The sequence below is a fragment of the Aureispira sp. CCB-E genome (genome assembly GCF_031326345.1).
GTDB lineage: Bacteria > Bacteroidota > Bacteroidia > Chitinophagales > Saprospiraceae > Aureispira.
The window spans coordinates 2514652-2528354 of record NZ_CP133671.1 but is presented as its reverse complement, the minus strand read 5'-3'; the positions used below and the strand labels follow the sequence as shown (position 1 = coordinate 2528354).

The 13703-nt window shown below is 34.4% G+C and carries 12 protein-coding genes; 7 read left to right on the top strand and 5 right to left on the bottom strand.

Annotated elements, in window-relative coordinates:
- Nucleotides 1–73 precede the first annotated feature (73 nt).
- A complete protein-coding gene (locus tag QP953_RS09610; protein ID WP_309554820.1) occupies nucleotides 74–1354 on the bottom strand; it encodes a PP2C family protein-serine/threonine phosphatase in 1281 nt (426 codons plus the stop codon).
- Between the two features lie 541 nt (nucleotides 1355–1895).
- On the opposite strand from QP953_RS09610, the gene QP953_RS09605 reads away from it, so the two are divergent.
- From QP953_RS09605 to QP953_RS09590, 4 genes are all read left to right on the top strand, one after another.
- On the top strand, nucleotides 1896–2312 hold the full coding sequence (locus QP953_RS09605) for a hypothetical protein (RefSeq protein ID WP_052599882.1): 417 nt from the start codon (nucleotides 1896–1898) through the stop codon (nucleotides 2310–2312).
- A gap of 87 nt (nucleotides 2313–2399) precedes the next feature.
- Complete coding sequence (locus tag QP953_RS09600; RefSeq protein ID WP_052599881.1) at nucleotides 2400–2909, top strand: DUF2480 family protein; 510 nt, start codon at nucleotides 2400–2402, stop codon at nucleotides 2907–2909.
- A 185-nt stretch (nucleotides 2910–3094) separates the two neighbouring features.
- Entirely contained in the window at nucleotides 3095–4066 is a 972-nt protein-coding gene (locus tag QP953_RS09595; protein WP_052599880.1) for a lytic transglycosylase domain-containing protein, read from the top strand.
- Nucleotides 4067–4144: 78 nt separating this feature from the next.
- The gene (locus tag QP953_RS09590; RefSeq protein ID WP_309554819.1) at nucleotides 4145–5068 is read left to right on the top strand and encodes an ATP-binding protein; all 924 of its coding nucleotides are present in this window, start codon (nucleotides 4145–4147) and stop codon (nucleotides 5066–5068) included.
- Between the two features lie 55 nt (nucleotides 5069–5123).
- Here the strand turns inward: QP953_RS09590 and QP953_RS09585 are convergent, their stop codons facing one another.
- Both QP953_RS09585 and QP953_RS09580 read right to left on the bottom strand, forming a co-directional pair.
- Nucleotides 5124–6068, bottom strand: a complete 945-nt coding sequence (locus tag QP953_RS09585) for a hypothetical protein (protein WP_052599878.1) — start codon at nucleotides 6066–6068, stop codon at nucleotides 5124–5126.
- 11 nt (nucleotides 6069–6079) lie between these two features.
- Nucleotides 6080–6940 carry a hypothetical protein gene (locus QP953_RS09580; RefSeq protein ID WP_052599877.1) on the bottom strand — a complete coding sequence of 287 codons (861 nt, stop codon included), beginning with the start codon at nucleotides 6938–6940 and terminating at the stop codon, nucleotides 6080–6082.
- Nucleotides 6941–7309: 369 nt separating this feature from the next.
- Here QP953_RS09580 and QP953_RS09575 point away from each other — a divergent pair, with 369 nt between their 5' ends.
- The 3 genes from QP953_RS09575 to QP953_RS09565 all read left to right on the top strand — a co-directional run bounded on the left by QP953_RS09575 (nucleotide 7310) and on the right by QP953_RS09565 (nucleotide 11151).
- Nucleotides 7310–9229, top strand: coding sequence for an ATP-binding protein (locus tag QP953_RS09575; RefSeq protein WP_309554818.1), 1920 nt, complete (start codon nucleotides 7310–7312; stop codon nucleotides 9227–9229).
- Nucleotides 9214–10065: a response regulator gene (locus QP953_RS09570; RefSeq protein ID WP_309554817.1), complete on the top strand. Its 852-nt coding sequence runs from the start codon at nucleotides 9214–9216 to the stop codon at nucleotides 10063–10065. The genes QP953_RS09575 and QP953_RS09570 overlap by 16 nt, the downstream gene beginning before the upstream one ends.
- Nucleotides 10066–10209: 144 nt before the next feature.
- Nucleotides 10210–11151, top strand: a complete 942-nt coding sequence (locus tag QP953_RS09565; RefSeq protein ID WP_309554816.1) for a M23 family metallopeptidase — start codon at nucleotides 10210–10212, stop codon at nucleotides 11149–11151.
- 185 nt (nucleotides 11152–11336) lie between these two features.
- On the opposite strand, the gene QP953_RS09560 is transcribed toward QP953_RS09565, so the two are convergent.
- Nucleotides 11337–11993 carry a hypothetical protein gene (locus QP953_RS09560; RefSeq protein WP_309554815.1) on the bottom strand — a complete coding sequence of 219 codons (657 nt, stop codon included), beginning with the start codon at nucleotides 11991–11993 and terminating at the stop codon, nucleotides 11337–11339.
- Complete coding sequence (locus QP953_RS09555; protein WP_309554814.1) at nucleotides 11990–13282, bottom strand: lipase family protein; 1293 nt, start codon at nucleotides 13280–13282, stop codon at nucleotides 11990–11992. The genes QP953_RS09560 and QP953_RS09555 overlap by 4 nt, the downstream gene beginning before the upstream one ends.
- Nucleotides 13283–13703 lie beyond the last annotated feature (421 nt).

Below are 13703 nucleotides of genomic sequence, written 5' to 3'. Positions count from 1 at the left end.
GTCTATATAGCAGCATTTCAAATAGCCAAAATGACGATTTTTGTTAACAAAACCTTAGTAAAAAAGGACAAAATTACGCTTCGGTATTCTTACTTGAGTTGACAAACAAACGACCTGTAAGAACAGAAATATCATCTGGAAAACTTCTTTTTCCCTTAAATGTATTGACTTCTTCCATTAGTTTCTCATTAAAAGCTTTTACAGGCAAATCGCTGTTTTTTTGAATGAATTGTTCAACATGATCATCATCAAAATAATCATCATTTTCATTCTGCAAATCGGTCAATCCATCTGTATATAACAAGAACAAAGCATCGTCTTCTAAGAAGATTTCTCCAAATTCAATCACTGGAATTTTAGGGAATGCTCCTAAAATAGTACAACCTTTATCTAGTCGTTGGATTTTGCCTTGCGTATACATGAACGGAGGATTATGCCCTGCACACAAGTAACGAAGGCGTTTCTTACGAACATGGTATCTAGCAATAAAAAAGGTAATAAACTTATCCCCTTGCGTTGTTCGTAATACTAAAGAGTTCAAGCGATTGGTAAACTTCTTGACACTCAAATATTTTCGGTGCACTAAAGTCTGCAAGTTTGCTTGAAAATTAGACATCAATAAAGCAGCAGCAATTCCTTTGCCCGAAATATCAGCGATACAAAAAGCAACTTCACCACTTCCTACTTCAAAGAAATCATAATAATCTCCACCTACTCCTTCATGCGGCTGGTAAATTCCTGCAAACTCGTATTGATCGTTATTCGGTAGCTCGCTTGGAATAAGCATATTTTGAACCTGCACCGCCAATTCCATCTCACGCTTCAAACGCTCTTGATCGAGTTGACGCTTAAACAAACGCTTATTTTCGATTGCTACGGCAATGACATTGGTGATTGCTGAAATTAAGGAAATAGGATCATATCCTTGAGAATCTAAATCATCTAAGGTATCTGATCCCAAGAATGTGTAGGCAATTGCATACTCTTTGTGGTAAACAGGTACCACCACCGAAAAATGTTGTAGCAAAGGATGACTAGGTTCATCAACAGATTGTCGACGTTGATAATGAGGCAAATAAGCTTCAATATTTTCTTTCAAACATTTTTCTTCTATTCCTGCCGATGTAGCACAAACCCATGCATCCTTATTTCTAGTATACAGAGCAAACTTTTTTATGCCCATCTCCCAAGTTAACAACCCTTTGTATAGGTTAAACAAGTCTGCAATCGCAATATTATTATTAATCGCTTGTGTAATTTCAAGCACACGATTAAATTGTAACTGTTGCAAAGTTAACTTAGTCTCTAGAATTTCTTCTCTTGTCTTTAAATTTATGTTTTGAGAGGTATCCACCCTATCCTATTTTGGTTTACAATAGCATTTAAAGTAGTCATCCTGTTAAACTTCTACTTTTGCCAATTCATAAAGATAAAAAAAATTTGCTTGTTATATAGTATTATTCCTACGAACTTATAGGAACATAAAAGGTCGTTTCGTTTTATATATGATAAACAAGATGTTAGTTATTTAGGAATACGAATGTATTATTCTTTACTTTTTTAGAGCTATAATTTGAATTTGGAAAAATATACTCTTATTTTTATAAACAATCTCACTCCAATATTTGGCTCAATGTTTTGCACATATTATATCCTTAATAGTTTAGAAATTTTCAAAACACAAAAATACTATCCTCTTCATACATTTTCCCAACAGACTATTAATGTATATTATAGCAATTTTAAACGTTCATATATATAGTATGATAACGGGTTATTCTAACTAAGAAATTAATGTTGAACCATTCAACATTTTTGCAACTTGACAAAATAGCTTGGTATCTAATAATCCGTTAACAATACAAAATTAATCGAATTACTAACGAACGACTAAAATGAGCCACAATAACGCTATGGAAAATAATCCAGAAGAACAACACACCCCCAATGAAATCGTAAAAGACGCCCATCGAGAACTACCCTACTTTAAAGGAACGTCCAAAGAACTACCCAAAGATTATGACGCTACTATTGAACGACTAAAAATTCAATTGGAGCAAAGTGAACCCTCTAGTACTGAGGGCAAAGCACTATTTGGTATTGCCTTGGCAATTTCGTTTATTCTGTTGTTTGTTCACCTTATGGAACTTCTAGCTTATCCCAAATGGATGGAATTATTGCATGATATTATTATCTTTGCAGAAGCAGCAATTCCTTTTATTGTTAGCTTTTTCTTAAAAAATCCAAAATACGCAACACTTATTCGATTGATTGGTATTATAGTATTAGTAACCTATTTATTAACACTATAAATATTCAGATTGGGCAAAACATATTTATCTTATTTTAAATGCATTGCCTTGTCAAAATCAAACTCAAAAAATTATAAAAATCGTTCAATGAAAGATAAACCATTGGTTAATAGAGTCGCCAAAAGTGGTATCATTACTATTAACTTAGAAAATTACTACCCTCAAGAAGAAATTCTTGTTTTTGATATTAAGGACTATTTATTCAAAGGTCTTATTCTTCGTGAAAAAGACTTTAGAGCAGTAGTCGCAGAGCATGATTGGGCACAATATACGGGCAAAAACTTAGCTATTTATTGTTCTACCGATGCTATTGTACCTATTTGGGCTTACCAATTGGCAACGGTTCATGCGGCTCCTTATGCCAAAGCAATTGTTCATGGCAACGAAGCCGATTTTGTAGTTGCTCATTACAACAAAACCCTTGCAACTCTTGATTTAGAAGCGTATCAAGATCAACGAATTGTCATAAAGGGCTGTAGCGAAAAACCCGTACCGATTTCAGCCTATACTGAGTTAGCAAGATTGTTAACTCCTGTTGCTAAAAAAATCATGTATGGAGAGCCTTGTTCTATGGTTCCTCTATACAAAAAGAAGTAGACTATAAAAACAAACAGTTGGCTGTGCTGCTACTCTCCATCATTTTAATGATCACAAGTAGCAGCATGAACAATTTCTATATACAATAAGACAAGACCAGATAAGACGATTATAAAGGACCTTAGATAGACTTACAAGAGCAAGTCCATCTAGCGTTAATTCTTAGCTATTAATTAGAAACAAATATGCAACAACTAAAGAACTTGATTTTTTATGGGCTTGGAGCCGCTACGGTTATTACAATTATAATGTTAACGTCTTATACAAAACCTGATAGTTCTGGAAATGGTTCTATGACCATCCCTAACAATGGTTCTACCACAACAACGACTGAAGCAGCCCCCAAACCTAATCATCCAGCACAGGAAGTACACGCTCCTGAAATGCCAACATCGGTTGATTTTGCTGGAGAAGATCTACCAATGGATAATTTTGATGCCAAAGAACGTTTTGATCGTGAGTTAATTTCTAACTGTTTTCGCCACTCTGCTACTTTTTTATTCTTCAAAAAAGCCAATCGTTACTTCCCTATTATAGAGCCGATTCTAAAAGCCAATGGAATTCCTGATGATGTGAAATATTTGGCAGTAGCCGAATCAGCACTTTCTAATGCCGTTTCACCTGCTGGTGCTAGAGGATTCTGGCAGTTTATGTCAGGCAGTGCCAAAGAAAGAGGTTTAGAAGTGAATAGCGAGGTTGATGAGCGTTACCACCTAGAAAAAGCAACTGTTGCCGCTTGTAAATACTTAAAAGAGGCGTACAATGACTTTGGAAGTTGGACGCTTGCCGCTGCTTCTTACAACATGGGAAAAGGTGGTTTGAGAAAGCGCATACGAGAACAAGGAGGTTCTGCTTATTTTGACCTCCATTTAAACTCTGAAACATCAAGATATGTGCTGAGAATCATGGCCATTAAAGAGATTATGCAACATCCAACTAAATATGGTTTTCATTTGGAACCTAAGGACTTATACCCTCCTATGCCTAAATTCAAAACCGTAACCGTCAAAGGTAGTGTCGCTAGTTTTGCAGAATTTGCCAAAGAGCATAAAACAACTTACAGGATGCTTAAAATATACAATCCATGGTTGCGCAACACATCTTTAACCAACAAGTATAAAAAGACTTATCAGATCAAAATTCCTGTTGAAGAATAATATCGTTTGGCAATTTGAAACCTATACAGTATCTTCAAATTGCCTGCTTTTCTAACCATAAATATCCCAAATACGATTATGTTGGACATTGATCGGATTCATTCCATTGTGCACGAGCATTTAGAACACGCCCTTCTCAACCTAGATAAAGAAAGCCTCAAATTTGATTTTAAATACGAGTGGTATGACCTCACTAGCCTCAAAGGCATCAATGAGTTTCTTAAAGATACTTCTGCCATGGCGAACACCTATGGTTTAGATGGCTTTATCGTCATTGGCTTTGACGATCGACGCAAATTATTCAAGGAGGTAAAGTTTGAGGATTGTGGTTTAAAAGATACCAATGAACTCAATAAAATTATTATCAAACGCATCAGCCATTTATTTGAACTGAATAGTTATGATATTATGATTGATGGACACCCTTTGAGTGTGCTGCACATTCCTCCTGCTTGGGAAAAGCCTTTTTTTATTCGTAACTATCAAACATTTACCAAAAACAATAAGGTCAAAAAAGAATACCATCAAAAGGTTTTTGTTCGCAAGAATACAGGAACTTTCTCTGCCACTAAGTACGATGTTGATTTGATGTATTACGATAGAAAAAACATTGAACCAGACTATAGGGTTTTTACAGATGTGTTCAAACTATCTATTTTACCTATTGAAAATATTATCACCATCAAATTTACCGTAGAAAATGCAGGAAAACGACCAATTGCTATCGTAGATTATAGCATTATAATTGCCTTATCTCAACACAAAGATTGTGAATGCCCTGCCGTTAAAATTTGGGGAACCAAAGGGAGTTATGCACCACACCACTCTAGTGAAATTGTCCAACCCTCCCACATCAAAAATTTTAATGTTGAATTTGCTATTCCTGAAGGGCAAGTGGAACGCATTATGCAAGTTCTAAACAATCCAAAATCAAAGCAGCAACTAATTCTTAAGTTAAGTAATGACAAGGTATTTATGCAAAACTTTGAATACAGGGGCTAAGAACACGGTCCAGTAAAATGAAAGCATTTATGGAAGAATGTGCTCTATATATTTTCTAAAATCCAATTGCCCAATCTACATACATAGGTTCATCGTAGTCAAGATCTATGCTCCAAATAGTTGCTATAAAGTTATTCGAATAATTTTGAAAAGGCTTTTTAAACAATGAGCCTTCTGCTCTTACACTTAATTCGAAATTATTTTTTCTAAGGATATAATCTCTATCAAACCTCTCTTCTGATTGGGTTCGGAGACCATAAACTATTACGACTGCATCTCTATTGGTATAACTATATTCGGGCTCAGAAAAGCGGATGGTATGATAAAATCGCTTGGTATCTGCTCCTACGTTTTGAAAGAAATGATAAGAACCATACGAATTTACATGCGACTCATCTGTTTTGTTAGGTGCTTTGTAATTGTAATGATAACTATAATACCAATTTCTATAGCTTCCCGAAGCTTTGTAATAAATAGCTCCATAAGCAACATCCAAATCATCATTAATATCTAAACTCGTCACTTCATAATCATAGCTTGATGGAGGCTGTACAAATAATGCATTCGGCAAACTAAGTGCCTCTCCATAAAAATGAACTTGATTGTTAGCGAGAATGTACAGCGTTCTATCTCCATTATGCCAACCTAAATCATTTGTATTGGTATACTGTGTCAACTCCTCTAATACATTTCCCATCGTATCAACAATAACAGGAGTTCGAGTATCAGGGTCAATATAAGCGACTCTATCTTTTTGAATACTCAAGGCAACATGCTTGGCTTCAGGATATAATTTATTGGCAAAAGAAACTACTTTCTTAGCACGCTTCATATTTCCTGTCAACAGAAATACGCCCTCTTCTGTGCAGTAGGCAATTTCGTACGTATTTCCTCCTAAAACCGTTTCTTCTGCGGTTTCTATTCCATATTGTGCTTCGTACTTTTGACAATTGTGTAACAACAATGCCATTACAACTAATAAAATGAATTGCTTTTTCATATGTTTTAGGTTTAAAAGAGCAGTACTCCAATTCCAATCACTACATTTAGATAATAATGTGCTTGTACCCGCTGATAAACTCGGCGTCTATAGTTGATGTTATTTCGATCGGCATACCGTTGCTCCCTTTCTGCTGAATTGATTTGAACGGTATCTATCGACCACATTTGAGGAAATAATGTCATTCTCAACGCGCCACTAAAAACAATTCGATTCGCTATAATAGTTCGATAACCTATTCCTCCGTGCACTCCCAATAAGAAAGCTACCTGCTCAGCATTAATTCCAGTCGGATTGGTATATTCTTTAGAGGGTTTATTTCCATTAAAATTGGCATCATGACCATAAGTAACTTTCTGATCTAATAAGACTCCTTGTGCAAAGACAGCATCTACTCCCCATTCGGCATACCAACCCAATGGTGCTAAATTGGCATTCGGTTTAAAATAATGACTAAACGAAAAATTGATTTTATGGGCATACAAATGATAAAATAAACTGTGCTGATCCATTAAACCATAAATCAACCGACTGGGGGTAATTGCTCCTACGTCTTTATTATAATCATAAACTTCTGGATTGTTTCTAATGTGTAGCCCCGTTTTAGAGTATTCGTATTCTAACGAAAATAGAATTTTTCGAGATAGAACGTAACTTGGTTTCAAAAAATAATGCTCTTGTAAGGTAAACTGCCTTGTATCGTCACTTGGAAAGGCATTGGGTCCTACGTTATTGGCTCTAGGATTAAACGAATTAAACCAAAAAGAAGTGCCTACTTCTACAAAAAAGCGCTTTCCTTGATATCCTGGGATTTGGCTGTAAGTGTTATAATAGCTTGCAAAGCATAACAAAAGCAAAAAGAATCGGATCATGTGGTTTTTTGTTTAAGGATTATTTATCCCGCAAAGTTAATGTTTTCTAGCGAACTACTTTGGTTTTACTACTTTTATTTCTCTTAATATCAACACTATTGAAGTCCATAAAGAAAACTATCTTAAAGCATATCTATCTCTTTATTAGCCATTTGTTTATTTTTTTGTTACACACAAGCTTCACATATACATTTTTTTTTCGTATTTAACAGTATAAAGGCTCAATTACACTAAGTTTTCTCTACTAAAACAATATTATAACAAAGTACCTACGAAACATTAACAGATAACTACATACTATAAGAACCTAAGATAAGGCTTGATCATTCAAAAGATTTTTTTCTTGCTCAATTATATAAATCATCAAAAATGTTAAGAAGTATCTTCCTCTTTTTTTGCTTTATTGCTATCAATAATCATAGCAAAGGACAATCAGAATCGACCATAACAATGGATAGTCTTATTCGTATCTACGAACATAGTAAGACAGATTCTACCAAAATAATTTGGGGGATAACTGTTGTGCATCATTTAGGGCGACGTAATCCTAATAAAGCAAAATTTTATGCTCTAGAGAACTTAAAATTAACTCAAGAAACAGGTAATCTAGAGCGTGAAATGGAAGTACTACTACAATTAGCTGTTTTGAATGGAATGACCAGTAATTTTGATAGTGTCATTGTCTTTAGCAATCACGCTCTCCTTTTGGCCAAACAATTAAATGACAGTACAGCAATTAGTTCTTGCTTGGGAAACATAGGTCTTGTTTATCGTCTGGAAGGAGATTATAAAAAAGCTATTGATCATTTTTTTCAACAAAAAGCATTTATAAAAAAAGCAGAAAACAAGATTTCTGCCAATAACAACATTGGGCAAACCTACTTTAAAATGGAAAGTCTAGATTCTTCAATGAATTATTATCGAAAATCGTATAACTTATGTGGTAATCTAGATATGCAAGAAAGTCGCTGCTGTATTCCAATAGTAGGTATTGGTGCTTGTTATGAAAAACAAAACCAGCTCGATAGCGCAATGTTTTTTTTCAAAAAAGCGCTAGATTTTGCTGACAAAAATCATTTAATCCAGCAAAAGGGGTACATCTATAATAATATTGGAAGAATTAAACGTGTAGAAAATAATTGTACCGCAGCTATAAAGCTATTCGAGCAATCCCTAGCAATTAGTGAAAAAGTTGGAGATCGAGAGAGTTTTGCCTTAACAAAACTTAATTTGGCAGATTGTTATAAAAAAGAAGGGAGTAACCAACTATCTAAGGGTAATTTTTTAGAAGGCATTTCTATTCTAAAAGAATTAGGTTTAAAGCTTGATCTAAAAGAGCCCTACTATAACCTTTATCAATTGTACAAAGATGAGAAAGATTATGAAAAAGCCTTAAAGTGGCATGAAAAATATAAAGAATCTAACGATACATTTTTAGTAGAGCAAATCAAAGGATTAAGCCTGTTTAGAGAAAAGCTGAAAGAGCGAGAACTCGAAATAGCTAAAATGAATGAAAAAGTATTGACCAATGCCAATGCTCAAAAACAATTATTTATAGTAGTTCTCTCATTTGTGATGGCTATCGTTTTACTGGTTAGTTATTTATTCAAAAAACAAAACAACCAAATCAAACAACTCAACATCGAGTTATCTCAACGAGAAGAAGAAGAACGTTTTTTAAGAATAGAACTTAAACATAGGGTAAAAAATAATTTAAGTATACTACAGGGGATTGTTGATACAGAAGAATTATTGCTAGAACAAGAAAATGATACTTCACCTCACTTGGTTTTGTTCAGAATCAGTTCCTATATACAAGCATTGGCAGAACTATATACGTTATTAGAAAACCAAAATGCAGATTCCAGAATTAATGCGAAATATTTTTTCTCGCAATTAGAATCTGCCTACAAAAAATTAGGCGCTAAAACCGTAGATATTCATATTAAAAATGCACCTGATGTTTTCTATTCTAGCCAGTCTATAAGTTACTTGGCATACATCTTTATGGAACTCATTAGCAATTCTCTAAAATATGCTTTTGAACAGACTCTAAATCCATGTATCAATGTCCATTTTAATCAAAAACAAACACAAACAACGATTATTATTGAAGATAATGGAAAAGGCATGGCAATAGAACAATCTAATAAATCTCTTGGTACTTCTTTGGTCAAAGAAATCGTAAATCTTAAATTAAATGGAGACATACAACTTAATAGTCATCATATAGGAACACAATACATTCTTACACTACCTAATAACTCTATTTTATGGAACAAAGACTAATTGTAATTATAGAAGATGATCTAATTCAAGCGAAGAATAGGGAAAATATTATCTCTTTTGATAAGAGACTGAACAGCTTCTATTGCAAAAAATACTTGTCTTACGAAGATGCTATTAGTAATATAACAACCATTCTTAAAGCAAGTTTGATTTTAGTAGACATCAACCTATCTGATAGTTCTACCTTGCCCCCATCCTATTCTAATTATACAACTGGTGGGCTTGAATTGGTAAAAAAAATACATGAATTAGACGATACGATTCCTGTCATATACACAACTGCTTATGGCAAGCAATTCATACCTGATTTAGGATTGAACAGCCTTCTTTCCAAACCCATCACACGAGAAGCTCTTGTGAACGCAATTCTGCTGAAACTTCATCAACAAGAATTGCATCGAGTCAATAGAAGAAACATACAAACCGTGCATGATGATATAGAATTTAGCAAACAAGTAGATGGAGAAATACAGGTAGAAACTGTTCATGTTGCTGATATTTTGATGGTAGAATCGGCTAGAGGTAAGCTAACAGCTCATACCGTCAACAAAACATATACATCGACTTATGGTATGCGAAAAATAGATGATTTTATGGCGAAAGTTGAAGGAAGTGGTATTGTCAAAATAGCTGATGGTTTTTGTCTTAATATACAGCAATTCGACAAATTCGAGTTAAATACGAGCATAAAAAAAGAAGGCAAAACCTATCAAGATATTCAACTTTACTTCCTAGAAGAAAAAGTTATTCTTAAGAAGTTGTTTAACAAAAGATATATTCCAACTATTTCTAAAAAACTAGAAACTCATTTAGAGAAAAAAAAGTCTAGATTTTGACTCTAAAAACGCACACAAAACATCACTGAATAAAATATCAAAATTTTCAATGCGTTTCATCCTCACTCGATGAGTTTTGCTTTATTCATAAACTTTAATAGTATATGTTTGAGTTGACATTATTATACACTTAAATACAATACTATGAAAAAGTTAGCAATTTTAGCATTCAGTTTATCTATTATTCTTTGTGTTCTTTCTTGTGAAAAAGAGTCCTTGCAAAAGAGCCCAGTTAATCAGGAGATTCTACACTTAAAAAGTAGTCAATTAGATCGAACCGTCAACAATATCATTGACTCTATGTCACGGCACACATCAAGAAGTTCTCTCACTCCATATCGAGGTCCTTTTAATGACAAAATTGTCAAAGACCCTGGATTTAGATATGTTTGGATTATTACAGACAATGGTAGTTTATCTTCGCCCCCTAAAGTTCGTCTTTATGGTCCTAATCACCAAACTTACTATGCAACTATGATCAGACATAGTAATGGCAATATGTGGTACTGGTATAGCTCGTTACCATTAGCAGGGCATTGGTACTGGCGATATGTCAGTAATAACAATCAAGATTTATTTGGATGGAGTTCTTATGTGGATAATACAAAAGTAAGAATTAATACCAATGGAATTAGTCACCTTCTATGGCCATTTGGCGAAGAAGATGGGTCTTCTTGGAGTGATCAAAAACTATGGACGATGGATTGTGGGCATGGTTGTTATGCACATACAGGAAATCATTATTATAGTCAAGATTGGAATTGGAATTGGCTTCATGGTGGTACTTCTGCTGATAATGGAAGAATACTACAATCGCCTGTCGATGGAAGAGTAGAAAACATTAGCACTTATTCTACAAGCTATGGAACGGCTTATCAAATTATTGTTCGACAAGACTACGGTAGTTCTTATGTGAGATTTATGTATGGTCACATTCAGTCGCAACCATTGGTACAAAGAAATGATTATGTATCTGCGGGGCAACCAATCGCAAAACTAGGCGGCACAGGTGCTCAATCGCCTCATGCTCATTGTATGTTATTAAAATCGAATGGATCTAGCACAGAGTTTTTGTTTGACAAGTAGGTGTTTTTTGATATAAAACTGATAATCGGGAACATAGGTGACCTATGTTCCCGATACAAAATTATGGTTTATCCCTTATTTCACAATCAGTTTTCCCGTACAGATTAAGTTACGATCTCCTTTCAGTTGGTAGATATAAATACCTTGTACCAGATTATTTCTATATACTTGTATTTTGTTGTTATTTACTCAACCACTATTTGCCTAGGCAAATAAATACTATCTATTTCATCAAATGCATTCACAACATACTCATCAAAGCATCGCTCTCCCCAAATAAAGTATGGGCGGTGAATCTTATAATAATAATACGTTAGTTCATTTCCCTGTTCATATTCATCAACTGATTCTCTATGAGATACTTTACCAACAAAAGTAATAATAGTTCCTGCCCTAAAACAATCGGGCAATGTTAAATTTTCACTAGCAGGTTTCAAATAATAACCATATTTATAATAATTGCCCCCCTTGAGACTATTGACTTTCAACCAACTGGGACAAAAACAAGCAAATGCCATATTTTGCAAAATGAATGTATCTAGTTTTTCACCCACAGTATTTTCTAGTTCATTAACCTCCTCCCTCAAATTTAGTTTTCTTAAATAAGCAAGTGTATCAAAGCCTTGAGCACACTCAGAAGTTCCCTTATTTTGATTTAATTCTTTGACAATTTCATCTACTGACGGGTGTTTATAAAAGTAACTACGTCCAAAAAGAGAAACAAGAATCCCTACAATTATTAAACAAAATAAAGATATTCTAAGCACTAGTTTCATCACTTGATAATTTCCGTTCTTTGAGTATTCATTGTTGTTAATGCTCCCTTCTATTATCCAACTCACTCTTGAGTAGCCAAAGCTTTTGCTCTTAATCTACGACGTTTTTTGGCTTTTTTAGCAACGCTAGACTTTCCTATTCCAATTAAAAAACGTTTTGTCAAAGGTCCCGCATTTCCCTTTTTGCTTCCCTTTCGGAAACTATCAAAAAACATTTTGGTATGCATGACCGCAAACATAGCACAATCGTTGTGCCCAAGATGCTTGTTAACATGCTTGATACGCACCAATTCACTACCATTAGCCTTCATTTGTTCATAAGCCACCAAAGAATTTTTATAACTTACCTGTTCATCTGCTTGGCAGTAACAAAGTAATACAGGCTGTTCTGGTTTCCAGTCGTGTACGCTATTTTCTCTTAATGCTTTTTTAAATGGGAAATCATCGTTTGCTAAATATTGCTCTACAACTTCAGGGCGAATTACATCCTTAGGGACACTAGGAATCAATCGATTAATATATCCCATGGAATGTTTTCCCTTGTATAAAGGCGGTAAAATTGTATCATATGGCGCTTTAAAAATTTCCGAAATATTCTCATAAAAACCATACACTTCCTGAAAGGAAAAGAACAAATAAGGCAGATAACCAGGATGTGAATACTCTTTGAACATAGTTTCTTCTTGTACACCAGCCAAGTCATATGCCCCCGACATAGGAGCTGAAGCTGTAATTTTAAACTCATCGCTATAAGCTTCTTGCACCGTTTTATGAAATCCCATGGTAGCATGGCCTCCTTGAGAATATCCTGTTGCAAACAATAAATCATTTTGCACAACACCAATTCTAGGATTTAGCTCTTTTATTGCTCGAAGCAAATCCATAGAAGCACCGCTTTGGGTTGGCACATGATGGTATAAGTGCTTCTTCTCTCCTTTACCTAAACCGATGTAGTCAGGACGAGCAACTAAATAGCCATCCGCTGCAAATCCAACACAGATAGCTTGTTCCCCTCCCAATCGCACCTTTCGGTCTCTTTTAATTTGCGTACCATGATGATAACAAACCATAGGCATACGCTCCTCTTTTGTAGTATCTATTGGCACAAAATACAAACCAGAAGCTTGGATGGTACTGCCATCATGCCACTTTGTTCTATAGATAATTTCATAAACATCTATGCTATAGCGAACAGGGGCAACTGCTTGTGGCACTCCTTGTTCTTTCCATTTTTGCTGCAAAGCCTCCTTTGTGTAAGTTGTTACTAGTTCGTAACTAACAAGAATTGGTGTCGAAGATTGAGCCATCAACAAAAAGCTATTCAAAAGAAAGAATATGAAGTATACAATTCGCATTATACATTATAATTTTAGATAGCAAACACCTTGATATAAAGAGGGTTAACTAGTTGGTTAGAAATTCTTAATAGCCTCAATTTTTATTCCACTTCCTCTTACAATGAAAAATAACCTTTTATTCTTGAAATAACAATGTTTACTATCTACTAGTAGTTCGTTGCTTTTTTACTTTTTTACCAAAAAGATAAAAAAGCACATTTATATTAGCTTGATAATCAAAGTTTTAATACAAAACACAACGAAGATGCAACTTATTAATTATCAAACTAATAAAGTTTAGCTTCGCTGCTACTGCGTGGTTTCAACGAACTATTGATCTACAAAACGCACTCCATAAATTTTAGATGATAGGGTACTGCACTAAAATATCTCTGCTCCAAAAAAGAAATAAAACTCCTATGCTAGAACTACATTTCTT

Coding starts and splice junctions, on each gene's coding strand:
- QP953_RS09605 (WP_052599882.1), top strand. CDS start 1,896: ATGAGCCACAATAACGCTATGGAAAATAATCCAGAAGAACAACACACC.
- QP953_RS09600 (WP_052599881.1), top strand. CDS start 2,400: ATGAAAGATAAACCATTGGTTAATAGAGTCGCCAAAAGTGGTATCATT.
- QP953_RS09595 (WP_052599880.1), top strand. CDS start 3,095: ATGCAACAACTAAAGAACTTGATTTTTTATGGGCTTGGAGCCGCTACG.
- QP953_RS09590 (WP_309554819.1), top strand. CDS start 4,145: ATGTTGGACATTGATCGGATTCATTCCATTGTGCACGAGCATTTAGAA.
- QP953_RS09585 (WP_052599878.1), bottom strand. CDS start 6,068: ATGAAAAAGCAATTCATTTTATTAGTTGTAATGGCATTGTTGTTACAC.
- QP953_RS09580 (WP_052599877.1), bottom strand. CDS start 6,940: ATGATCCGATTCTTTTTGCTTTTGTTATGCTTTGCAAGCTATTATAAC.
- QP953_RS09575 (WP_309554818.1), top strand. CDS start 7,310: ATGTTAAGAAGTATCTTCCTCTTTTTTTGCTTTATTGCTATCAATAAT.
- QP953_RS09570 (WP_309554817.1), top strand. CDS start 9,214: ATGGAACAAAGACTAATTGTAATTATAGAAGATGATCTAATTCAAGCG.
- QP953_RS09565 (WP_309554816.1), top strand. CDS start 10,210: ATGAAAAAGTTAGCAATTTTAGCATTCAGTTTATCTATTATTCTTTGT.
- QP953_RS09555 (WP_309554814.1), bottom strand. CDS start 13,282: ATGCGAATTGTATACTTCATATTCTTTCTTTTGAATAGCTTTTTGTTG.